The organism is Mesopusillimonas faecipullorum (genome assembly GCF_020539505.1).
GTDB lineage: Bacteria > Pseudomonadota > Gammaproteobacteria > Burkholderiales > Burkholderiaceae_B > Mesopusillimonas > Mesopusillimonas faecipullorum.
In genome coordinates this window covers 451,606-473,634 of record NZ_JACDXW010000002.1, presented here as the reverse complement: position 1 = coordinate 473,634, position 22,029 = coordinate 451,606, and the positions used below count along the sequence as shown (strand labels likewise).

Here is a 22,029-nt window from a genome sequence, read left to right as displayed (position 1 = left end):
GGGATGGGCATGGCAAAGCGCGCAATTCTGATAGCATTGGCCGCAATGTGGACGTTCGACGCCTCTGCGGCGCAGCTTGTCCAGGTAACGCCCAAAGGGCAAGTGCCAACGGTCGAACAAGTACGCTTGCGCTTTGACGCAGATATGGTCGACTTGGGTAATGACCAAGCGCCTGCACCGGCCACGGTGCAATGTACCGGCGAGCCCTCAGCTTCAGGCAGGTGGGTGGACACTCAACAATGGGTCTATACCTTCGATAAAGCTTTGGGCCCCGGCGTGCGTTGCACGGTCAAGCCGCGTTCAGGCATGCTAACGGTGGATGGGCAGTCGGTTAGCGCGCAAGCGCAGTACACCTTCAGCACCGGCGGCCCGCAAGTGATTGCCTATCGGCCCTATGGTTCGCAAATCGTTGAAGATCAGGTTTTTGTATTGCGCTTCAATGGCGCGGTGACGCCCGCCTCGTTAATCAAGAACACCCATTGCGTGGTTGAAGGCTTGGGCGAACAAGTGCCCGTCAAGTTGATCAACGACGCTCAAACGCGTCAGGCCGTGCTTGAGTCCTCGTATATGCTTGGGGCTCAAAGCGACGCAGCCGACCAACTGCTGCAATGCAGCCGCCGCCTGCCTGCTGATGCCGACGTGCGTCTGGTCGTGGGGGCGGGTGTTGCGACGCCTTCCGGTCTGACCATGGGTAAACCTTGGCACGCAGACTATCAAGTGCGGCCCGCGTTTCGCGTAGGGCTCAGTTGCCAACGAGACAACGCACGCGCTGACTGCAATCCCTTATTGCCGGTACGCGTGACGTTCAATGCCCCTGTCTTGCAAGAGGCCGCTGAGCAAATCCGATTACGTACAGCGAAGGGGGAAGAGCTTTCTCCGACTGAGCCGTCAGAGGGGTGGGAGGGTGTTGTGGAAGGGCTGGATTTTGCCGGCCCTTTCGATGCGCAAGCCGAGCTCACGCTGGTGTTGCCTGAGGGTTTGCGTGACGATGCGGGCCGCACGCCGGTGAACGCCGCAGATTTTCCTCTTGCGATTCGCACGGCGGAGTATCCGGCTTTACTGAAGTTCTCTTCCGGCTCTTTTGGGATTATCGAGCGTTTTGCCAATGCGTCTCCAGGGGGCGATGAGGCCGATGATCCCCCTGCGGTGCCTCTTACCGTGCGCAATGTAGAGGCTATCCTGGCCGGCCGTGATTTGCGTTTGTCGCCCGGGCGCGTCACCGATGTTCAGCCCAAAGAGGACGTCGACATCTTGCGCTGGTATGCGCGGGTACGCAATTTGAATACCGGCAGTTATACCCGTCGCCAATGGGCGCAGGCCATGGCGGGTAAAAGCATGGGTCCCGACGACGATCAGCCGCGTATCGATGCCCGTGCGCTTTCCATGTTGGACGGGCGCCCTGGTGCCAAGGTCATGGAGTTACCTGGTAGCGTAGGCTCAGTACGTGATGCCGACGTATTGGGTGTGCCTCTCACCGAGCCGGGCTTCCATGTGTTGGAAGCCGCTTCACCGCGTTTGGGGCGAGACTTGCTGGGCGAAGCAACCCCCATGTATGTGCGCACGGCTGTGCTGGTGACGAATCTGGCTGTGCATTTAAAGCGCGGGCGCGACGATGCACTGGTATGGGTGACAACTTTGGACGAGGGCAAAGTGGTGCCCGAGGCTCAAGTGGCGGTACGAGATTGCGCCGGTCGTTTGCTGGCCAGCGGACTGACCGATGAGCGAGGTATTTTGCACATACAACAGCCTTTGGGTAGCGATGGTTATTGCGACGAAACCGGTTTGTTCGGGTCTTTCGCATCAGCTCGTATTGCGGCGGATCATCCGCTGGCGCGTGGCAAAGAAGATTTCTCGTTTGTTCTTTCCAGCTGGGATGATGGCATAGAAAGCTGGCGGTTCAATTTGCCTACCGATCGTCAGCCTTTGCCCGACGTCATCACCCACACGGTGTTTGATCGCGGTTTGTATCGTGCGGGCGAAACCGTGCACATGAAGCATTTCGTACGCTGGCAAGTGCGCGACGGTCTGGAAACGCCGGTAGACGACGAGATGCTGCCGCGTAAGCTGGTCATTACTCATCTGGGCTCGGGCGAGCGGACCGAGCAGGCGATTGAGTGGGTGAAAACACCCTCGGGTGGCATGAGCGCGGTCAGCACGCTGGATACGACGCGGGGCGCCAAGCTGGGTTCTTATCAAGTCAGCTTGCAAAGCGACGGTGAAAAATACTATTACGACGCCCATCCCGGTGTTTTCCGCATAGAAGCTTTTAAATTGCCTGTGCTCACGGGTTCCTTATTAATCAGCGATGGGGGTGCAGGTAAAAATCTGGTGGCGCCTGGCTCAGTCAAAGCCGACATAGATTTACGCTATGTAGCCGGCGGAGCAGCCAGTGGGCAGTCGGTCAGCTTGTCTGCGCTGGCTCGTGATCGGACGCCTAACTTTCCTGATGCGGAAGGCTTTGATTTCTTTTTGCCCGAGGCTCAAGTCATCAGCGATGACACTGCCGATCCCCGCGATGGCGGGCAGCGGTTGTTTTTGGATAAGCAGCCACTGACGCTGGACGCCCAAGGGAGCGCTTCGATAGAGCTGGACAGTCTGCCCAAAGTGAACCGGCCTATGGACTGGCTTTTCGAAGCCAGCTTCAGCGACCCCAACGGCCAGGTGCAGACTTTGTCCCGAGTCGTGTCGGTCTGGCCGTCGGCTGTTGTGCCTGGTATTCGGTCTAACTCGTGGGCCGAGCAAGATAAAGAGACGGCCATTTCGGCGATCGCCTTGTCGCCTCAAGGCGATCCCATGGCCAAGGTACCGATGAAAGTGACGGCAAGGCGATTGGACATGCTGACGACGCGTAAGCGTTTGGTGGGCGGATTCTACAGTTACGACAGCCACCTGCAAGTGGAAGACCTTGGTGAGGTTTGCAGTGGAGTCTCTGACGAACAAGGCATTTTGCGTTGTGCATTCACACCCGATGTCAGTGGCCGTATTGAACTGCTTGTGACGGCGGACGACGATAAGGGACGTCAAGCTCAGGCGGCGACGACTGTTTGGGTCATGGGGGGCGACGATTTATGGTTTGGCGGTGGTAACGACGACCGCATGGATGTCGTGCCGGTCAAACGCAGCTACGCACCGGGTGAGCAGGCGGAGTTTCTCGTGAAAATGCCTTTCCGCACGGCTCTGGCTTTGGTGACGGTAGAGCGTGAGGGCGTGCTGGATTCGCGAGTGGTGCATTTAGAAGGAGACGAACCTTTGGTGCGCTTACCGGTATCGGCGCAATGGGGACCAAACGTTTATGTGTCCGTGCTGGCCTTGCGTCATCGTCTGCACGATGTGCCTTGGTATTCATTTTTTAACTGGGGCTGGAAGCGTCCGACCGCTTGGTGGCAGGCCTGGCGTCAAGCTGCGGGCTCCGACTATCAAGCGCCAACGGGTTACGTGGATTTATCCAAGCCTACCTTCCGTTTTGGCGTGGCTGAAATTCGTGTCAGTGATGAACAGGACCGCCTGCAAGTGCAGGTGCAAGCAGATCAGTCGCGCTACGGCATACGTGAGCAAGCGCAAGTGAAGATCAAGGTGAGTTTGCCTGACGGTAAACCTGCTGCCAAAGCGCAAGCCATGGTGGCCGTCGTGGATGAGGCCTTGCTAGAACTGTCGCCCAACGCATCTTGGGACTTGCTGCAGGCCATGCGCCAGCGGCGCCCCTATGGCGTGGAAACCGCCACGGCACAGTCGCAGGTGGTGGGCCGGCGCCATTACGGGCGTAAAGCCTTGCCACCGGGTGGCGGCGGGGGCGCGTCTCAGCCTACTCGTGAGTTGCTGGATACGCTGGTCTTCTGGCAGCCCGATGTGCAGTTGGACGAAAGCGGTCAAGCCACCGTGACGCTGACATTGAACGACAGCCTCTCGGCCTTCCGAGTGGTGGCTGTGGCTGATTATGGTGCCGATAACTTCGGCACGGGTGAAACGCGTTTCATTACTGCGCAAGATCTGCAGATTATTAGCGGCTTGCCGGCGGTAGTGCGCGAAGGGGATAGCTATCAAGGCGGGTTTACCTTGCGCAATGGAACCGAGTCCGAGATGAAAGTCCGGGTGCAGGCGCAGATCAGTGGCCCAGGCAGTGGCATGTCGCTGCCCGCTCAAGAGCTTACGGTTCCTGCCGGCGGAGCGACGCTGGCGGTATGGCCGGTGGAAGTTCCCGTGCGGCAACTGGACGCCGGCCCTGATGCGGAGTTGGTCTGGGAGGTTGAAGCGCAGGCGGGTAAAGATGGGGCTTCAGATCGAGTCCGTTTAACGCAGCAGTTGCTGCCTTCTGTGCCAGTGGCGGTCACGCACTCCACACTTCAGCCCTTGACGGCTGATCAGCCTATACAGTTGGCACTGCGTGCGCCGGAGGGGGCGCAGCGCGGTCTGAACGACGTTTTGCAGGGTGGGGTACAAGTGGCAGCCCTTTCCAATCTGGGAGACGGTCTGCCTGGTGTTCAAGCCTGGTTTCAGGACTACCCCTACACCTGCGTAGAGCAATTAAGCGCCAAAGCCATAGGCTTGCGCGACATGGCGCAATGGCAGACCTTGGCTGCACAAATGGCCGACTACCAGGATGCCGATGGGCTGCTGTCGTATTTTCCCGGCATGCGTAATGGCAGTGAGGTGCTGACGGCGCATATGCTGGTCCTGACGGATGAAGCACAGCGACTTGGCTTGGATTTTGCCTTGCCCACGCAAGTGCGCGACCGCATGGTGCAAGGGCTGGAGTCGTTTGTTCAAGGTCGTTTGCAGCGCCGTGCTTGGGCGCCGGTACGCGATCAAGAGGCGCGCAAGCTGATGGCGATGGAGGCTCTTTCACGGGCTGGCGCATTTCAGCCAGCCATGTTGGACACCATCAGTATCACCCCCGAACGCTGGTTTACCTCGGCTTTGATCGATTGGGCCAGTCTGCTGCATCGTGAGGCGGGTATTCCCGGTCGTCAGGGCTTGGCCGAGCAAGCATGGCAGTTATTGCAAGGGCGTTTGCTGTTGCAGGGCGATGGCCTGGTCTTTCCTGACGATAGACAGAACGACGCCTGGTGGCTGATGTCCAGTCCGCAGGTCAACGCGGCGCGTCTGCTGTTGCTGTGGGCCCAGATACCCAAAGGTAGGGAAGAACTTCCAGGCCTGGCTCTGGGCTTGTTGCATCGCCAGCAAGAAGGGGCGTGGGGAACCACGACCGAGAACGTCATGGGCTCATTGGCTTTCGAGCAGTTTGCCAAAGTGGCGCAAGACGGCGAAGTGAGCGGGGCCGTCACGGCCCAATGGTTGAACCTGACTGGCAATACCGCTTCCAAGGCCGAGACAGCCGCTCAAATTGAGCCTGATGCGGCGCCGGTGGTCTTGGCGTGGCCAGCTACTGGCAATGGCCAATTAAGCTTGACGCACGCGGGTACAGGGCAGCCCTGGGTGGCCGTGCGTACGCTGGCTGCCGTTCCTCAGGACAAAGCCATAACAGCTGGGCTGACACTGGAGCGTAAAGTGGTACCGGTGTCTCAAGCCAAGCCGGGTGTATGGTCCAGCGGTGATGTCTATCGTGTTGAGCTGAGTCTGACGGCAAGAGCACCGACAGTATGGGCGGTGGTTTCCGACCCTGTGCCTGCGGGAGCATCGGTGCTGGGTGGCGGCCTGGGCCGCGATAGCGCCATTCTGGCCCAGGCTGGTGGGGACGTCCGTCAGGAAGGCGACACTTGGGCTTGGCCTAGCTATGAGGAGCGCCGTTTCGACAGCTACCAAGCCTACTTTGAGTATTTGCCGCAGGGTGTCACGCGCCTTTCCTATACCGTGCGTCTGAATACGGTAGGCGTATTTCATCTACCTTCACCACGTGCAGAGGCTTTGTATCAAGCTGGTGTGTACGGCCTTCTACCGCAGTCGAGCATGCAGGTTCACGGCCAGCCATGAGCAGGCGCACATTTTCAGTTTTTTGCGCGGCAGGTGGTTGGAGAGGCAAAGTAGGCTTAGGCTTGATGGTGCTGGCGATGTCGGGTGGGCAGGCCGAGCCCGCCCCCTCGCCTGACGCCTTGCCTAGCTTCCAGGCTGCCCGGCAAGCTTACCGAGCTTCTGATTTGATCGTGCTGGACAGACAAGATCATGTTTTGCAGCGGGTGCGGCAGGATTTCCAGGGTAGGCGCGGCGATTGGTTGGCCTTGGAGGATATCTCTCCGGCGTTGCTGCAAGCTGTACTGGTATCCGAAGACCGGCGTTTTCATGAGCACCACGGTGTGGATGTGCCGGCCATTGCCGCAGCAGCCTGGCAATGGGTGGCGAACGGCCCACGTCGGGGGGCATCTACGGTAAGCATGCAGCTGGTAGGCATGCTGGATGAACACTTGCGTGCTTACGGCGCACGCACCCCGGCTCAGAAAGTCAGGCAGGTGGTTCAAGCCTGGGCGCTGGAACGCAGGTGGGACAAAGACGAAATACTTGAAGCCTATTTGAACCTGGCGCCGTTTCGCGGCGAATTGGTGGGGGTGGATAGTGCGGCGCGGGTGCTGTTCCAAAAACATGCTGCGGGCCTGAACGCGCGCGAATCAGCCTTGCTGGCGGCGATGCTGCGCTCGCCTAATGTAGCAGCGGGCCTTTTGGCGCGTCGAGCCTGTGGCGTGCTTGAGGCCATGGATAAGCCTGAGGCTTGCGATAACTTGACGCTGGCGGCGCAATCGGCCTTGAGGCGTAGCGCAGCCCCTTTTTATGATGGGGCCGATCTGGCTCCTCATGCCGCAAGGCGGGTGGCCGCCAGCGTGCACTTATCGCCTTCTGCCGGGGATGAGGGCGTACGGGTACGAAGCACCTTGGAGGGAGATCTGCAACGCGCGGTTTTATCCAGTGTGCAGCGTCGATTGGGTAGTCTGAATGCCGGAGTAGGGGTGGATGCCGCGGTAGTGGTGCTCAACAACGCCACCGGTGATGTGCTGGCCTATGTGGGGTCTGCTGGGGCCGCCTCTACCGCCCCTTGGGTGGATCATGCCCAAGCATTGCGGCAAGCAGGCTCTACGCTCAAACCTTTTCTATATGCGCAAGCTTTCGACGAATTGCGCTTGACGCCGGCATCGTTGCTGGATGATAGCCCTGTGGGTTTGGCCACGGCGTCGGGTTTGTATACACCACAAAATTACGATGAGCGGTTTTCAGGATGGGTGACGAGTCGCACTGCTTTGGCTGCTTCGCTGAACATTCCCGCTGTACGGGTGCTGACCATGGTGTCTCCCGAGGCCTTTCATGATCGCTTGCTGCGCCTGGGCTTGCCGTTAACAGAAGAGGGTGGTTTTTACGGATACAGCCTGGCTCTGGGGAGTGCCGACGTTAGCTTGTTGAGTCTGACAAATGCGTTCCGCGCTTTGGCCAATGGCGGTCGCACGAGCCCGGTGCGATGGTTGGCAGACAAAGCGCAAGACGCTGCCGTTGCGGGGCCTCCGGTGTTTTCGGAGTCTGCGGCATGGATGGTGGGGGATGTTTTGTCCGATCGCCAGGCCCGTGTGCGCACCTTCGGGATGGACAGCCCCCTGGAAACGACAATTTGGTCTGCGGTTAAGACCGGCACGAGTAAGGACATGCGTGACAACTGGTGCTTGGGCTGGTCCAGCCTGTATACGGTAGGGGTATGGGTAGGTAACAGCGCAGGTGATGCCATGCGCGAGGTGTCGGGGGTTTCCGGGGCCGGCCCTATCTGGCAGGACATCATGAATTGGTTAGGGCAGCGCGAGATGATGACGCAACCAGCCATGCCCGAGGGCGTTGTGCAGCAGCGTGTAAGTTTCGAGCCTTCGTTTGAGCCGCCGCGATTAGAGGTGTTCATGGCCGGGACGCAGCAGTCAGTCGTGCGGGCGGTAGCGCGGCAAGATAAGCCCTTACCTGAACGGGAAGATCAAGCGATTGCTGAGCAAAAGATGCAGGGGGGGAGTTTGGCAGTGGGCCGCCCACGCATTGCGGGGCCGGTTGACGGCACTCTGATTGCCTTGGATCCGGACATCCCTCCAGCCAACCAACGCTTGCAACTACGGGCGGCAAACGTGCCACAAGGGCAGGAGGTTTACTGGCTGGCAGGTACGCAAACCATAGGGCAGGGAAGCGTAAGCTACTGGTTGCCTATGCCGGGCAGGCAGGTGTTGACGCTGACTGACAAAGACGGAACCGTGCTGGATAGGGTAAGCATACAAGTGCGAGGGGCGACTTTAGCCGTGGCCCCTTAACACTGCTTGAGCGGTATCAATGCAGCCCTTCGGCGCCCTTGACAACGAAGTAAACAAAAAAGCCTATCCAAAACAAAGCAATGATGGCGGTGACAAGACCTGCCGAGAATCGGGGTTTGTTTCGGGATGCGACGGAAGTTTGCGACACGATAAGTCTCCGCGAATGGTGTGTTTTCTTCTGAACTTGCAGGGATGCGGGGCCAAGCGCTTATCCGCATCCATGAGTGCTTCGGTATTGAACCATAAATTCACAATTCTTGGCGTATGCGGCAGATACATTTGGGAGGCGGCTGCTAGAATGTAAGCCATATTTGCTTTTATAAACAGGGGAACATGATGAAATCAGCGCATGTATTTAGCCGGGTCTTATTGCCAGTGACTTTGGCGGGTTTGCTGGCGGCTTGCCAAACGGTTCCGCCTGGTTCCAGCGCCTCGGCTCCACAAACGCCCGATGCCACCACGCCTGCCGAACCTGGCCTAACACAGCCTGGCGTCGATACGCAGCAGCCCACGGCAAGCCAGCCGGCTCCGGTGGCCGTTCTACTGGCCGACACCGTAGAACAAGAAGGCTGGCGCCCTGTGCCGGTTCAGTCTGGCACTTTGTATGTCAATCCTGAACCCATCATCATCCGTGACGATCTCACCGGCGTGCAAGCCGGTCGTGGCCGCTCGGGCGAAGGCCTTTTGGCTTTGGGCTTAAGCCCCGATGCCCGTTTGCGCTTGCAGCAGGCTACCACTCAGTTCCCCAACAAAAGGCTGGCACTGATCGTCGGGCGCACCATGCTGGCGGCCCCTAGTTACACCACACCGGTTGATACCGATCAATTGGTTTTCCCGGTAGGCACCGAGCAAAATGCGGCGGCTGCTGCCCGTGCGATTGCTGGGCGAGATGAGCCTGACGAGATCGGCCCAGCTGCTACTGAACAGCCAAAACCGTAACGCTGTCTCACAGTTGACGCTAAACGAGTTGAACCGGCAGGGTGTTATTACTACCCTAGCCGGTTTTTTATTTCATGCGCGCAGGGGGGGCGTTCCTGGCCGCTGGCCATTTCGAGAGCGTGATTTTTATATGACTTTATACCTTTGCTGAAAACAAAGAGGGTGGTTGTCCGAATTGTTTGCTGAATGCGGTGGTGTAGGCGCTGTGGCTATCGTAGCCGCTTGCCAGCGCTACCTGTGTAATCGGTATCCCTTGCATCAATAGAGTCAACGATGACGTCAGTCGTAGTTGCTGACGCCATTTTCCGAAGGTCATGCCGGTCGATTGCATAAAGCGTCTGTGGAAAGTTTTATCGCCCATCGCCAGTCTGTTTGCCCACTCGACGGCCGTGCTCGTATCGCTTGGGTTGTCCAGTAAGGTTTGACACACATGCTGTATCGGGCTGCCAGCATTATCAGCTGGCCACGGCAAATGAAGTGGGAGAACCGGCTGGGCTTGCAATTCTTCGAGCACTAGCTCGCCAAGCAAACGTATACGTTTAGAAGACATGGCTTGACTGTCGGATTGGGTCAAGGCGATGATCAGCTCTCGCAGTAGACCGCCGACAGACACGACGCAATCGACCACTGGTAGGCGGGCGCAAACGTCCTTGCGCACGAACAGGCCGTGCGCTTGCAGGGCCACAGAAACCACTAAACGGTGTCGTACGTTCGGCCGTAGCCAGACGGCTGCCGTAGGTGGAACCAGCCATTGACCACTTTCGGCCTCAACACGTAACAGGCCGCGATCTGCATAGATCAGATGGCCATAAGCGTGCGTATGCAGAGGCACCACATGGCCTGCAGGGTAACGAACGGTGACTCCGAATACAGGCGAATCTCTGAACTCTGCCGCAGTAAGGTCGAGTGCATGACCTCCATCTTCTGGGGAGAAAAATCCCATATGAGTGTGATTTGTCCAAATAGATAAAGATTTTGTCTATTTTTATGTAGATGGACTTTTTGCGCAAGCCTATCATGGGTGCTGAAACAATTTTCCAGGGCTGTTTGCTCATGTTCGCACTCGTTTTTCTACAGGAGCTACTAAGCCTGACCTTCGGTCGGGGTCTGCGCGCGTCTAGTCGTGCCATGACCCATCCTGATTCCCCCTGACCCCGACCATAGTCAGCTTGTGCCGAGCAAGGGGAGTCGGGTGTCAACGATTTCCTTAGAGTATTTTCATGCTGACTGATCCCTCCTTTAAGTACCTTCCTGCTGCCTCAGTCGATCTTGCTGATCGTCAATGGCCGTCATGCACACTGAAGCAAGCCCCCATCTGGTTATCCACCGACCTGCGTGACGGCAATCAGGCATTGTTCGAGCCGATGAACCGCGAACGTAAATTGCGCTTGTTCCATGAGCTGGTGCGAATTGGCTTCAAAGAAATTGAGGTCGGGTTTCCGGCTGCCTCGCGCACGGATTTTGAGATTGTGCGTCACCTTATCGAAACGAAGCAGATTCCCGAAGACGTCACACCTATGATCATGACGCAATTGCGTGAGGATCTGATTAGCGAAACGGTGCGCAGCGCAGTCGGTGCTCGGCGGGTCATTGTGCATTTCTACAATGCCATTGCACCCGCGTGGCGCGAAATTGTGTTTGGCATGAGTGTGCCGCAGATTATCGCAATGGTGGAGGGGCACATTGCTCTGTTCAAACGGTTGATTGCGGCTCACCCGGAAACAGAATGGATCTTGCAGTATTCGCCTGAAACGTTCTGTATGGCGGAACTGGATGTCTCGCTCGCTGTGTGCAACGCTGCAATCCGCGCTTGAGATGCCGGGCCGAATCGAACGATGATCATCAACCTGCCAACGACGGTAGAGGTCTCTACTCCTAACGTTTTCGCTGATCAAATTGAGTGGATGAGCAGGCGCTTGGAGCGCCGCGAGCACATTGTCCTGTCGGTGCACCCCCACAATGATCGGGGCACGGGTGTGGCTTGTGCAGAACAAGCCATGCTGGCCGGCGCACAACGAGTCGAGGGCTGTCTGTTTGGTAATGGAGAGCGTAGCGGCAACGTTGATGTGGTGACACTGGCATTGAACCTGTATACGCAGGGCATCGCACCCAACCTGGATTTTTCCGATATAGCGGCTGTTGCCCGTGTGGCCGAGGAATGTACCGCGCTGCCCATTCATCCACGTCATCCCTATGCGGGCGATCTCGTATTCACGGCGTTTTCGGGTTCTCATCAAGATGCCATTGCCAAGGGGTTCGCCGCGCACCAGGCTGATGCGCCTTGGCGTGTGCCTTATTTGCCAATAGATCCAAGAGACTTAGCTCGCACTTATGACAGCATCGTGCGAGTGAATAGCCAGTCCGGAAAAGGCGGAATCGCATTTTTGCTGCAGCGTGATCATGGCATCACCATGCCACGCCGCATGCAAGTGGAGTTCAGCGCCATTGTTCAGGCTTTGGCGGACGCTAGTGAAACGGAGCTTAGCAGCGAGCAAATATGGGAAGTATTCGAGCGTACTTATCTTGCTCCGGTCAGGGAACAGTCTAACTTCATCTATCGCAGCCATCGCTTGTTCGAGCATAAGGAAGGGCAAGGCGTAAGTCTGGAACTAGCGGATGAGGCGGCTAAGGTTAAGACCGTCACGGGGGCGGGTAACGGCCCGATTGCAGCGACGATAGCGGCCATCGGTGTGCCCTTGCGCATCGATAGTTACGAAGAGCGCAGTTTGGGTGCGGGATCCGATGCCTTGGCCTTGGCCATTGTAGAAGCCTCCATGCTCGGTGTGCCGGGTACACGCTTCGGTGTAGGACTGCATGCAAACATTGTGACAGCCTCTGTATTAGCGGTGTTAAGTGCGGCGTCGAGGTTCCCGAGCTCAGCTAAGGCGGCTGACTAAGGAGGAAGGGCCGTTGCTGAACTTGTGATGCGTGACGGTGATTACGCATCAGGAATGATGAGAGTGGAGTAAGTTGGATTTTGGCAACGGGGCTTTATCTTGCTTGCTGATTTTTCCCGCGCATAGACAAGCCCTAATATAAAATATGCGCATTGCGTATATTTTTATTGGGGTGCCCTATGTCTGTCTCTCAGCAGGTTTTCTTGCGCGACGCGATGCGACGTCTGAATTTGACGCGTGATGTATTTGCTGCGCGTATAGGGGTTAAGCGTCGCGCTTTAGATACCTGGCTGCTGCCCGAAGACTCGCAAGAGGCGCGTAGCATGCCCGAAGTCGTCGAACGGTTTGTACGCGAAATCGTTGAAAACGAAGCCTTGCTGCAAAAATATGCGCAAAGCGCACAGTCTGGCCCTTTGCGCGACCGCATTGCGGTAGAAGGCAAACATCAGTTGCTGTCGGTAGATCAGTTTTCACGCGAATCTGTTGAAGAGTTGTTTCGTATAGCCGACCTTATGCAGCCTATTGCACGCCGGCAGAAAGTCTCGCGCGTGTTGGAAGGCGCTGTATTGGGCAACCTGTTTTTCGAAGCCAGCACGCGTACCCGGGTGAGTTTTGGCGCTGCCTTTTGCCGTTTGGGCGGTTCGGTGTGCGACACCACGGGCTTCACCTTCTCTTCTATGGCCAAGGGTGAATCCATTTACGATACCAGCCGGGTCATGAGCGGCTATGTCGATGCCATGGTCATACGTCATCCCGAAAAAGGCTCGGTAGCCGAGTTTGCCCGTGCAACGAATATCCCCGTGGTGAATGGCGGTGACGGGCCCGGCGAACATCCCAGCCAAGCGCTGCTTGATCTGTACACCATTCTGACCGAGTTTTCCCGATTGGGTAAGTTGCTGGACGGTGCACATGTTGCCCTGGTGGGCGACCTCAAATATGGCCGCACCGTGCATTCCTTGCTGAAGTTGCTGGCCTTGTACCGGGGCTTGAAGTTCACGCTGATAGCTCCTAAAGGGCTGGAAATGCCCGACTACATCTTGGATCAGGTCAGCAAGCACGGCCATGTCATAGAGCAAACCTCTTCTTTGGCCGAAGGCCTGCCTGGAGCAGATGTGGTGTACGCCACACGTGTGCAAAAAGAGCGCTTTGCCGATGAGCAGCTTGAGGGTTATAGCGCTGAATTCCAAGTCAATAAGGCTGTCATTGATCGCTACGCCAAGCCAGAAACCATCATCATGCATCCTCTGCCTCGCGATAGCCGCGAGGACGCACATGATTTAAGCATCGATCTGAATCTTGACCCGCGCCTGGCTATTTTCCGTCAGGCCGATAACGGCATCCCGGTGCGCATGGCCATTTTTGCCGTACTGATGGGGGTGGAAGGCTTGGTACAGCATTCGCTGAGGGACGCCACTTGGCAGTCGCCCAGTCATGTAGGGCCCGACGATAGCGCCTTTCACGGCCTGGATTAAACCTAGCTAGATCTGTCTTTTGCAGTAAGAAAAGCCGAGTGGGATGCTCTCATCCTCCTCGGCTTTTGCGAATTGTCGACGGCTTGCACTACTCGCACACTGACTCCTTCACATTCACATGTCGGAGGGCATTATGCAAGTCAGAGACAAGCGGTTTGGCCAACGCGGCCAGGGAATGACCGAGTACTTGATTATCGTCGCCTTGGTAGCGGTAGCCGCCATCGCGGTATATCAACTTTTCGGGCAAGTCATACGCTCACAAACTGCCGCCATGGCTCAAGAACTGGCAGGTGAGGATGGCTCGGCACAATCGCAGACAGCCCAGACTGCCGCCCAGGCCGCTGCGGGTCAGGCTGCCGCAAAAAGTCTGAAGTCATTTACCGGAAATGCCGGCGCCGGGCAATGAGCGTCATCATGCCATGCGCCGCTTGCCGTGATGACGCTCATTGTCGCGTCTGCGGCCCAAACGCTGCCCGTGCCGCAGCTTGCCCCATGCGCAAATTTCTCGCGGACTTCGGCTTTTGCGAATTGTCGACGGCTTGCACTACTCGCACACTGTGCCGTCACAGCAAGCAGGCGAGGGCAGGTATGAAAATCAAGCGGGTACATCGCCGACAACAAGGGCAGGCTCTGGTGTTGGGCTTGTTGCTGGCCGCCGTCGGAGCCTTGGCGCTGACTCGCTATTTTTCGGTGGGTCAGGCTGTGGCTGAAAAATCCCGGCTGACGCATACGGCGGATGCTGCGGCATACAGCGGGGCGTTGACGCAGGCGCGTGCTTTGAACATGTTGGCCTTGCTCAATCGCACCCAGACGGCTCATCAGGTCGCAATGGCGCATCTACTCACCTTGGGAAGCTGGGCCATGTTGGGGGGAAGCCAAAGTCTCAAAGCCGGTATGGGCAACCCGCCTGTGTATCTGATTGCCATGTTGTTTGGCCCAGCGTACGGTCAGGCTTATGCGGCCTCCTTGCCTGCGCTAGGTTTGGACATGCTTGCGCGAGAAGGGACAGGTCAGTTGGCGCAGGCCTTTTCACGACACGACTCTTTGGTTCATGACATGCTGGCCGGTGTACAACAAGACATCGTGGCCGGCTTGCCTGAGGCGCGTATGGCGGCCATTTCGGAAGTGGTGGCGCTGCAGTACGGCGACACCCAAACAAACGCGACCATCTTGAACGATGCTTGGCCAGGCTACTTAAAAGCATATGGCCCCAAGCATTGGATGCCCTCAGTTAAAGAGGTGGCGGGCCTGCACCCTTTTCTAGCGCCGCGTAACCATACCGAGCGCAATGCTTGGCTGGTACAGGCACGCTGCCCCACACGCCGTCACGAACTTAGGCGTAGGGGACAAACTGAGCTGAATGAGGCCGGCGTGTGGGAATCGATAGACACACAGTCTTATCACGCCTTGCGCTCCAATCGATGGATTGGCTGCTACTTTCGAGAGTATGAAATGGGTTGGGGCTGGATCCCCGCCGAGCGGGGTGGTGGTGCGGCAGTGAGCTATACCGAGCAGGCGCCTGATGATTTTTCCCAGCAAGACTTCTGGCGTTGGGTGCTTTCTAGCACCGACTGGAACCTACTCAGTGATGACGGCAACCCCTTGGCCAATTCACGTGCCTATGCAGATAGAGCACGTTGGCCCAGTCGCGGCTTGCCGACTTTGTGGGATGTTCCCGCTCTCGCGGAATCCAGTGTGGGTTTTGCTTTACGTCTGTCCAGGTCTGGTGCGCAAGGGCTCCAATATACAAGCCAAGCAGCGGCTGAGGCTTACTTTCGGCGGCCTTCCAAGCGTTCAGATGGCCGAGCCGAGCAAGCGAATCTGTTCAGGCCTTACTGGCAAGCGCGTCTGAGCGCCGAGCCCAAAGGCACAGCTTCGGGGGTGATTCCATGACCTTGAGGTTGAGGAATCATTGCGGACAATCTGCGGGTGGTGGGCTGGCTAGGCTGAGTGCTCTGGTTGCGGGGCAGGCTTTGGTAGAGCTGCTTGTGGCCATGCTGGCGCTGCTGCTTTTATGGGCAGCCACTGCGTGGCTTGGGCGTTTACAGGACATTGCTCTGCAGGCAGGTCATGCCGCCCGTCATCTGGCCTTTAGCGCCGTGCGACAGAAAGAGGGTGATTGGGGCGGACTGGTGCGTGCCGCCTATTTCGATGGCTTGCAACACCGCTGGATGGATAGGCGTGGGCAAAGCTTGTTAAAGCCCGATGAACAGGGGGTAGCTGCCCAAGTGAGTCGTCTTGATGTGCTCTTGGCCGCAGCTCAACCAGGGGGCGCAAGTTTACAGGCGGGGCAACTGCGCAACGATTGGAAAGTGAGCGACAACGGCGTAGTGCACGCAAGTGTGCGGATAGCCTTCCAAAATGCGCTCAAGCCGGTAGCGGGGCCCGCATGGGGAGACGGCTTGCGTGCTATGGACAGTATTTTGCCTTCCATACATAGACATGCCTACATACTCGAAGGGGCAGGGCATGCGGATGATGACATCAGTACACGTCAACGGCTTGAGCAGGCAAGTATGCCTTGGGCGCGTGCGGCTGCGACTTCTTACGGCTTATCGGGGCGTGTAAGCGGTTTCATGGAAGCAGTAGACCGGCCCTGGGGCAGAGCCAACCCGGGTTCTGATTGGTTGACTCGGTGGCAAGAATGGCTGCCTCAGAACCACATCGTCGATTACGAGGTGCAGCCATGAAAAGGCCAAGTTACTGGGTGCGTAAACCTTCAGTGTCTGTGTCGTTCAGCGATGGCACGGGTAGCACATGTTTGCTTGCGAGAAATAGGAGGATGGCGATATGGGCCTCGGCCCGATGGCGCTCATGCCGGCTGTGGCGTAGGCGTTCTTCGTGGAAGCTGCCGTGCGTGGCGCTCACAGCCTTGGGGTCGACGCCCATGCTTGCGCACGGCGAAATGCCTGGGTTTCCGTTCTGGTCGCAGCCGCAGGTGCAATGGTCTCAGCCTTTCACCGCGCAACTTTGGGAAAGCAAGCTGCATTACCTGCATTTCAAAGCGCCTTGGTCGCTGGAAAGAACCGCTGCAGAACTGGCGCATGACAAATTGAGGTTTCAGGTTTTCACGCGTTTGCCCGCAAGCCTATTGCTGTCCGGGTATTTCATGGGCCAACACTGGGTGGCGCAGCTTAGCGCAGACGGGAAGGGCAGCACAGGAGTGATATCTGTGCTGCTTCCCGAGCCCAAGGCCCTAAAACATCAATCCTCTCCGGGAGAGCTCAAGGCTCTGTTTCGGTTGCCGGGTCATTGGCAGGTTTTGCTGCACGTGCGGCAACAGCAAGAGGGGCGTCTGGTTGAACAGGCCATCTACCGCAGCGCTGCTGAATTGACAGCCTCATTGGTCGATATGCGCAGACGTCTGCAGTTGGCGGGGTGGAAGCCCGAGACTAGGGAGGGACTTCAAGCAGAGACCTGGCAAAGATCCGGCCGTAAGTTGCATTGGCAATACCGCCAGCAGCAGGGGCAAGTGATGGTGTTCATGCATTACAGCGAATAAAGGAGCTCTGCGATGCGTTTACCTGTTTCGAGACAGTCAGCCGTTTTGTTGGGGCTGGCGGTGTTCGCAGGCTTGGGAGCGGCCTGGTTTGCCCGCCAACATATTCAGCAGCAGGTCGCCCGCATTGAAGCACGTGCGCAGGTACCTATGGTTGCGCGTGTGGTGGCGGCTCACGATCTGCCGCCTGGGTCTCGCATAGAAGCCCATCACGTCGCGATACGTGAGTTTCCCGCACAGCTTGTCGCCAGCGACAGTGTTGCTCCGACGCAGTATGCGACCGAACTACAGGGGCGGGTGTTGACCGCGCCCTTGCGAGCCGGAGACCCCATTCTTGCTGTGCATGCCCAGACGCCTATAGAAGCGCCTTTTTCGTCTCGCCTGACCAAGGGCCGACGTGCCATTACCATGCCCATAGATGAGGTGAATTCGACATCAGGCTTGTTGGCACCGGGGGACTTGATTGATTTATATGTCTCCTTCGAGCATCAACGTAAACGGATAACTGCCCCCTTGTTGCAAGGCGTTCTTGTTTTGGCAACGGGGCAGGCTACCTCTTTACAAGGTGCTCAAGGGGGTTATGGAACCGTAACCTTGGATACCGCTCCTGAGGATGCCATCAAGCTGGTGGCCGCCAGACAAGGGGGCATCATCACGGCTTTGTTGCGTCAGCGTGGTGACGAGCAATCGACACTTCGTGCGGTACGCGGCGACCTTGCCGCTTTATTAGGCGTAGGTGCTGACAAAGATCAGAATGCCTCGGATCGCGTGGCGGTCATTTATGGCGATCGCCCCGTTCGCAGCGTGGCTGCCTTGCGTAGCGACCAAACGGGTCAGCCTGAGTCGGCCTTATTCGATTTGCCCGAAGGGCAACAGCTGGTGAGCGCTTGGTTGCAGGCTGCCACAGAAGAAATGGCGCGAGATCTCGGTCTGCGAACCGAGTCAGGAGCAGACCATGAAGCGCCTTAAGCCAGTTCCGCGCAGTTTATGGCGCTTGTTTGACGGGCGTATGTGGCTGGCGGTGTTGCTACTGATCTGTCCCTTACCGATTCAAGCCAATGAGACGGTCATCGACATGCAGGTAGGGGAGCTGCAGGTGTTGGACATCTCGGATGTCGCCCGAGTGGCGGTGGGCAATAGCCGCTACGTCAATGCCGTCACCACTGAAGAGAAGGAAGTCATTGTCTTTGCTCGGCAACCCGGTCGTACCAGTGTCCAAGTCTGGTCTGCCGATGGCAAGCGCCAACGATATGTCGTCAACGTCGCCGAACAGGGCGCCAAACAAACTCGGCAAGCGCTGCATGATTTGTTGGCGCGCATGCCCAATGTGCGACTCAGTACGGTGGGCGAGAAGCTGGTGATTGAAGGCGAAGATATTTCCGATGCTGATCGCGAGCGTTTGGCGATGTTAAGTAAGCAATATCCGCAGATGCTGGATTTCACGGGGCAGGTAGGGTGGGACCGCATGGTATTGCTGGACGTTCAGGTCGTAGAGGTGCCCAGGTCGCGTTTACGCGAGCTGGGGGTGCGCTGGGATACGCAAAGTCAAGGTGGGCTTACCGCCGGCTTGGCCTGGGATGGCGGCACGCGCCGATGGGAGCAGCGCCCCGGTACGGCAGACGGCACAGTCTCGGCTATGCCGATGGCGCAGATTGTGTCCACAGCGGCTGGCTACCTGGGGATTAACGCTGTTTTGTCTGCCCAGATTCAGGCGATGGCGCAAAGCGGCGAAGCTGTTGTGCTGGCTCAGCCCCAATTGGTTGCGCGCAGCGGCGCAACAGCCGAGTTCCTGGCTGGGGGAGAAGTGCCCTATGCAACCACAGACTCCCAAGGCAATACACAGACTGCTTTCAAGCCGTATGGGGTGTCCCTGCGTATCACTCCACAAGTGGAAAGCAACGGTGCAGTGCGTTCGCGCATTGAGGTAGAGGTCAGCTCTATTGATTCGGCAGTGTCGGTGCCGACCGGGCCGGCACTCAAGACGCGACGCGCATCTACAGAATTCAACGCGCATTCTGGGCAAACCCTGGTGCTGGCGGGTTTCGTTTCACGCGAGCACGCTCGCAATGTCGATCAGGTGCCAGGCTTGGGAGACATCCCTTTGCTGGGCCGCTTGTTTCGTTCGGAGCGTGAGCAGCGCGGTGATACGGAGTTGGCGATCTTCGTGACGCCCGTGGTGGTATCGGCTGAGCATCCTGATTTTCAACAACGAGTACAGCTCGGCAGCGAAATCGTGCAATCGGCCTTTCCTGAGCCCGCTTTGCTGAACGTGCCGGTGAAATCTGGCGGCAGCTTGCCGCAGCCGGTGCCAGACACTTTCTTGCAAGGTGTATTTGCTACCGACTTGCCTGATGATGGCTGGCCACCTCAAACCGCCCGTCTGGGTAGCAATACGTATCGCTTCAAGGAGTAAGCCATGTTGATCTTGTCGCTGGAATATGAGGATGGTCGCAAGGAACGCAGGCAACTGGCGCTACCTGCGCGTATCGGACGCAGCCGAGAGGCAGAGCTGCATATTGCGGCTTGGCGTGTGGCCAAAGAGCATGCGAATCTTAGCTGTGGCGCGGCTGGCGTGTTTCTAGAGGACAGCGGTTCTTTGCAGGGTACTTTCTTGAACGGGCGCCGCATTTCTCATCACGGCCCTCTGCGCATTGGTGATGAAATCGTAATCGGGCCTTGTCGTATGCAGGTCGACGCCTTGCCCGAGCCGACTTATTTACCGCTTGCCAAGCGCGAGGCAAGTGGAGTTGCCATGGCTATGAAGGAAGTGGAGCCCGATACCCTGGCTTTGGCTTATGAAGGCCACACACAGTCAAACGCGAGCCGGCCAAACACGTATGAAGGTGTGAGCACTCCCGAGGCTGCTGCGGCCAAACTGGCTTATCGGCAACGATTGCACAATGAACTACTACAGGCCCTGGATCTGCGTCGCCGAGACTTGGCGGCCATGAGTGATGAGGCGTTGCGGGTCGAAGCTGTGGGTGTTCTGCGCCGCATCATGCGCGAACACGACGACCTGCCGCCAGAATGGAGCGCGCAGGCCCTGGTGCAAGAGGTCGTGGATGAAGCGGTAGGCCTAGGGCCATTGGAAACCTTGCTTGCCGATAATGACATCACCGAGATCATGGTCAATCGCCATGACGAGATCTATGTTGAGGTCAACGGCAGCTTGAAACGGCATTCGGCCCAGTTCAGTAGCGAGCAGGCAGTGCTGGGTGTGGTGGATCGCATTGTGTCGCCTATAGGGCGACGCATCGATGATAGCTCCCCCATGGTGGATGCACGCTTGCAAGACGGCTCTCGCGTCAACGCCGTCATTCCCCCCATTGCATTGCGTGGCCCTTGCCTAACCATACGAAAATTCCCGCAGCGCAGATTGAATATGGACGACTTGCTGCGTGTCGGCGCATTGGATGCGTCCATGAGTGACTTTCTACATGCCTGTGTGATGCAGCGGCGCAATATCATCGTTTCAGGGGGGACAGGCTCAGGCAAGACCACGCTGTTGAATGTGCTTTCGCATTGCATCCCATTGCCGGAGCGCATTGTCACCATAGAAGATGCGGCCGAGCTGCGTTTGAATCATCCCCATCTGGTGTCTTTGGAAGCACGTCCTGCCAATATAGAGGGAAGGGGGGCGGTGACGATTCGCGATCTGGTGCGTAACGCCTTGCGCATGAGGCCCGATCGCATCGTTGTGGGCGAGTGTCGGGGGGCAGAAGCCTTCGACATGCTGACGGCCATGAATACGGGGCATGAAGGTTCACTGACCACTTTGCACGCTAACAGCCCGCGCGATGCACTGGCGCGTCTGGAGACCATGATCTTGATGGCCGGTATGGATTTGCCTTTGGCTGCCGTGCGGGAGCATATCGCCGCCAGCGTAGACCTTATCGTCCAGCAGGTGCGCGCTGTCGATGGGCGTAGACGCATCAACGCCATTGTCGAAGTCACCGGCATGGAAAGCGGTCGAATCCAGACCCAGGATCTATTTCGTCTGGAAGCTGGGCCTCCTCTGTCTTTCGTGGGTTGCCAAGTCATGCCTGAGTTTCTTTCGCGGGGTGGCGGGCTGTCTTCTGCTCATTCAGGTATCGACATGGCTATGCTAAGCCGACGCACCGTCGTGCCTGATGCGCTGCAAGGAGGCCGCCTTGCTTGATGGCTTGATGCTTATGGTGTTTATTGCGGCGGCATCCGCCGGGGTGTGGCTAGCCTTGCGCACCGCGAAGGCCTATACGGGATACCGCCGTCAGTTCACAAACACGGCGCAGCATGGCTTGAGGGAGTTTTTTCTTTTTGTAGACCCTGCCAAGTTATGGATTGCCCAGTTGTGGGTCTGCGCCGGTGTTGGCGCTATTGTGTGGCTCTTGTCTCGTGCGACCGGTGTAACCATAGCCGTTATGGTGTTGGTGCTGATCTTGCCACGTTTTGGTCTGGTGGCGTTAAGACGTTCCCGGTTAGCCCGGTTCGAGCGCCAATTACCTGATTTTCTGATGAGTTTGGCGGCGGCTTTACGAGCCGGGTCGGGTTTGCAGATAGCCGTTCGGCACATAGTCCAACAATCTCCGATACCTCTGGCTCAAGAGATGGGGCTGATGTTGCAGGAGCAGCGTATGGGGCTGTCGTTCGACGAGGCATTGCTGATGTTGGGCAGGCGTGTGCCCGGTGAAGGAACCGCGCTGATGGTGTCTGCGCTGCGGGTAGCGCTGCACAGCGGCGGCAATCTTTCCGAAACTTTAGAAAAAACCGCCGCAACCCTTAGGTCTAGGCTGTACATGCAAGGGCGTATCCAGGCTCTGACCTCGCAGGGGCGTATGCAAGCGTGGGTCATGGCGCTGCTTCCCTTGTTGTTGGCCGTAGTGCTTGATCAACTGGACCCGGAGGCGATGGCCTTACTGTGGCATACCCCCATGGGGTGGGCCACCTTGGCCGTTATTCTTTTGTTAGAGGTGTGCGGCATGCTGCTGATACGGCGTATTGTCGCCATTGATGTATAGGCGACGGCT

The 22,029-nt window shown here is 57.7% G+C and carries 15 protein-coding genes and 1 pseudogene; 13 read left to right on the top strand and 3 right to left on the bottom strand.

Annotated features, from left to right (window positions below):
- Positions 1-9 precede the first annotated feature (9 nt).
- On the top strand, positions 10-5,928 hold the full coding sequence (locus tag H0484_RS05585) for an alpha-2-macroglobulin family protein (RefSeq protein WP_226953502.1): 5,919 nt from the start codon (positions 10-12) through the stop codon (positions 5,926-5,928).
- On the top strand, positions 5,925-8,216 hold the full coding sequence (gene pbpC / locus H0484_RS05580; protein ID WP_226953501.1) for a penicillin-binding protein 1C: 2,292 nt from the start codon (positions 5,925-5,927) through the stop codon (positions 8,214-8,216). Before H0484_RS05585 ends, pbpC begins: the two co-directional genes overlap by 4 nt.
- Positions 8,217-8,232: 16 nt before the next feature.
- Here the strand turns inward: pbpC and H0484_RS15145 are convergent, their stop codons facing one another.
- Positions 8,233-8,364 carry a hypothetical protein gene (locus tag H0484_RS15145; protein ID WP_255644534.1) on the bottom strand — a complete coding sequence of 44 codons (132 nt, stop codon included), beginning with the start codon at positions 8,362-8,364 and terminating at the stop codon, positions 8,233-8,235.
- A 188-nt stretch (positions 8,365-8,552) separates the two neighbouring features.
- Here H0484_RS15145 and H0484_RS05575 point away from each other — a divergent pair, with 188 nt between their 5' ends.
- On the top strand, positions 8,553-9,155 hold the full coding sequence (locus tag H0484_RS05575; protein WP_226953496.1) for a hypothetical protein: 603 nt from the start codon (positions 8,553-8,555) through the stop codon (positions 9,153-9,155).
- A gap of 136 nt (positions 9,156-9,291) precedes the next feature.
- On the opposite strand, the gene H0484_RS05570 is transcribed toward H0484_RS05575, so the two are convergent.
- Entirely contained in the window at positions 9,292-10,098 is an 807-nt protein-coding gene (locus tag H0484_RS05570) for an AraC family transcriptional regulator (protein WP_226953495.1), read from the bottom strand.
- Positions 10,099-10,375: 277 nt separating this feature from the next.
- Here H0484_RS05570 and H0484_RS05565 point away from each other — a divergent pair.
- The 5 genes and pseudogenes from H0484_RS05565 (at position 10,376) to H0484_RS05545 (ending at position 16,214) form a co-directional block, all read left to right on the top strand.
- A pseudogene (locus H0484_RS05565) lies at positions 10,376-12,052 on the top strand (2-isopropylmalate synthase).
- A 179-nt stretch (positions 12,053-12,231) separates the two neighbouring features.
- A complete protein-coding gene (locus H0484_RS05560; RefSeq protein ID WP_226953494.1) occupies positions 12,232-13,524 on the top strand; it encodes an aspartate carbamoyltransferase in 1,293 nt (430 codons plus the stop codon).
- A 133-nt stretch (positions 13,525-13,657) separates the two neighbouring features.
- Positions 13,658-13,930, top strand: coding sequence for a hypothetical protein (locus H0484_RS05555; RefSeq protein WP_226953493.1), 273 nt, complete (start codon positions 13,658-13,660; stop codon positions 13,928-13,930).
- 182 nt (positions 13,931-14,112) lie between these two features.
- Positions 14,113-15,417 carry a hypothetical protein gene (locus H0484_RS05550; protein ID WP_226953492.1) on the top strand — a complete coding sequence of 435 codons (1,305 nt, stop codon included), beginning with the start codon at positions 14,113-14,115 and terminating at the stop codon, positions 15,415-15,417.
- Positions 15,414-16,214, top strand: coding sequence for a hypothetical protein (locus H0484_RS05545; RefSeq protein WP_226953491.1), 801 nt, complete (start codon positions 15,414-15,416; stop codon positions 16,212-16,214). The genes H0484_RS05550 and H0484_RS05545 overlap by 4 nt, the downstream gene beginning before the upstream one ends.
- Positions 16,215-16,224: 10 nt before the next feature.
- Here H0484_RS05545 and H0484_RS05540 read toward each other — a convergent pair whose 3' ends face one another.
- Positions 16,225-16,413 carry a hypothetical protein gene (locus H0484_RS05540; RefSeq protein WP_226953490.1) on the bottom strand — a complete coding sequence of 63 codons (189 nt, stop codon included), beginning with the start codon at positions 16,411-16,413 and terminating at the stop codon, positions 16,225-16,227.
- Here H0484_RS05540 and H0484_RS05535 point away from each other — a divergent pair.
- Genes H0484_RS05535 through H0484_RS05515 form a run of 5 tightly spaced genes read left to right on the top strand, consistent with a single transcriptional unit; the run spans position 16,412 to position 22,020 of the window.
- Positions 16,412-17,026, top strand: coding sequence for a hypothetical protein (locus tag H0484_RS05535; RefSeq protein ID WP_226953489.1), 615 nt, complete (start codon positions 16,412-16,414; stop codon positions 17,024-17,026). The two genes, H0484_RS05540 and H0484_RS05535, sit on opposite strands and share 2 nt — an antisense overlap.
- Positions 17,027-17,038: 12 nt before the next feature.
- The gene (gene cpaB / locus H0484_RS05530; RefSeq protein ID WP_226953488.1) at positions 17,039-17,992 is read left to right on the top strand and encodes a Flp pilus assembly protein CpaB; all 954 of its coding nucleotides are present in this window, start codon (positions 17,039-17,041) and stop codon (positions 17,990-17,992) included.
- Positions 17,979-19,436 (top strand): type II and III secretion system protein family protein, encoded by a 1,458-nt coding sequence (locus tag H0484_RS05525; RefSeq protein WP_226953487.1) that lies wholly within the window; start codon positions 17,979-17,981, stop codon positions 19,434-19,436. Before cpaB ends, H0484_RS05525 begins: the two co-directional genes overlap by 14 nt.
- Before the next feature lie 3 nt (positions 19,437-19,439).
- The gene (locus H0484_RS05520; protein WP_226953486.1) at positions 19,440-21,182 is read left to right on the top strand and encodes an ATPase, T2SS/T4P/T4SS family; all 1,743 of its coding nucleotides are present in this window, start codon (positions 19,440-19,442) and stop codon (positions 21,180-21,182) included.
- Between the two features lie 13 nt (positions 21,183-21,195).
- Positions 21,196-22,020 (top strand): type II secretion system F family protein, encoded by an 825-nt coding sequence (locus H0484_RS05515; RefSeq protein ID WP_390624818.1) that lies wholly within the window; start codon positions 21,196-21,198, stop codon positions 22,018-22,020.
- Positions 22,021-22,029: the final 9 nt, after the last annotated feature.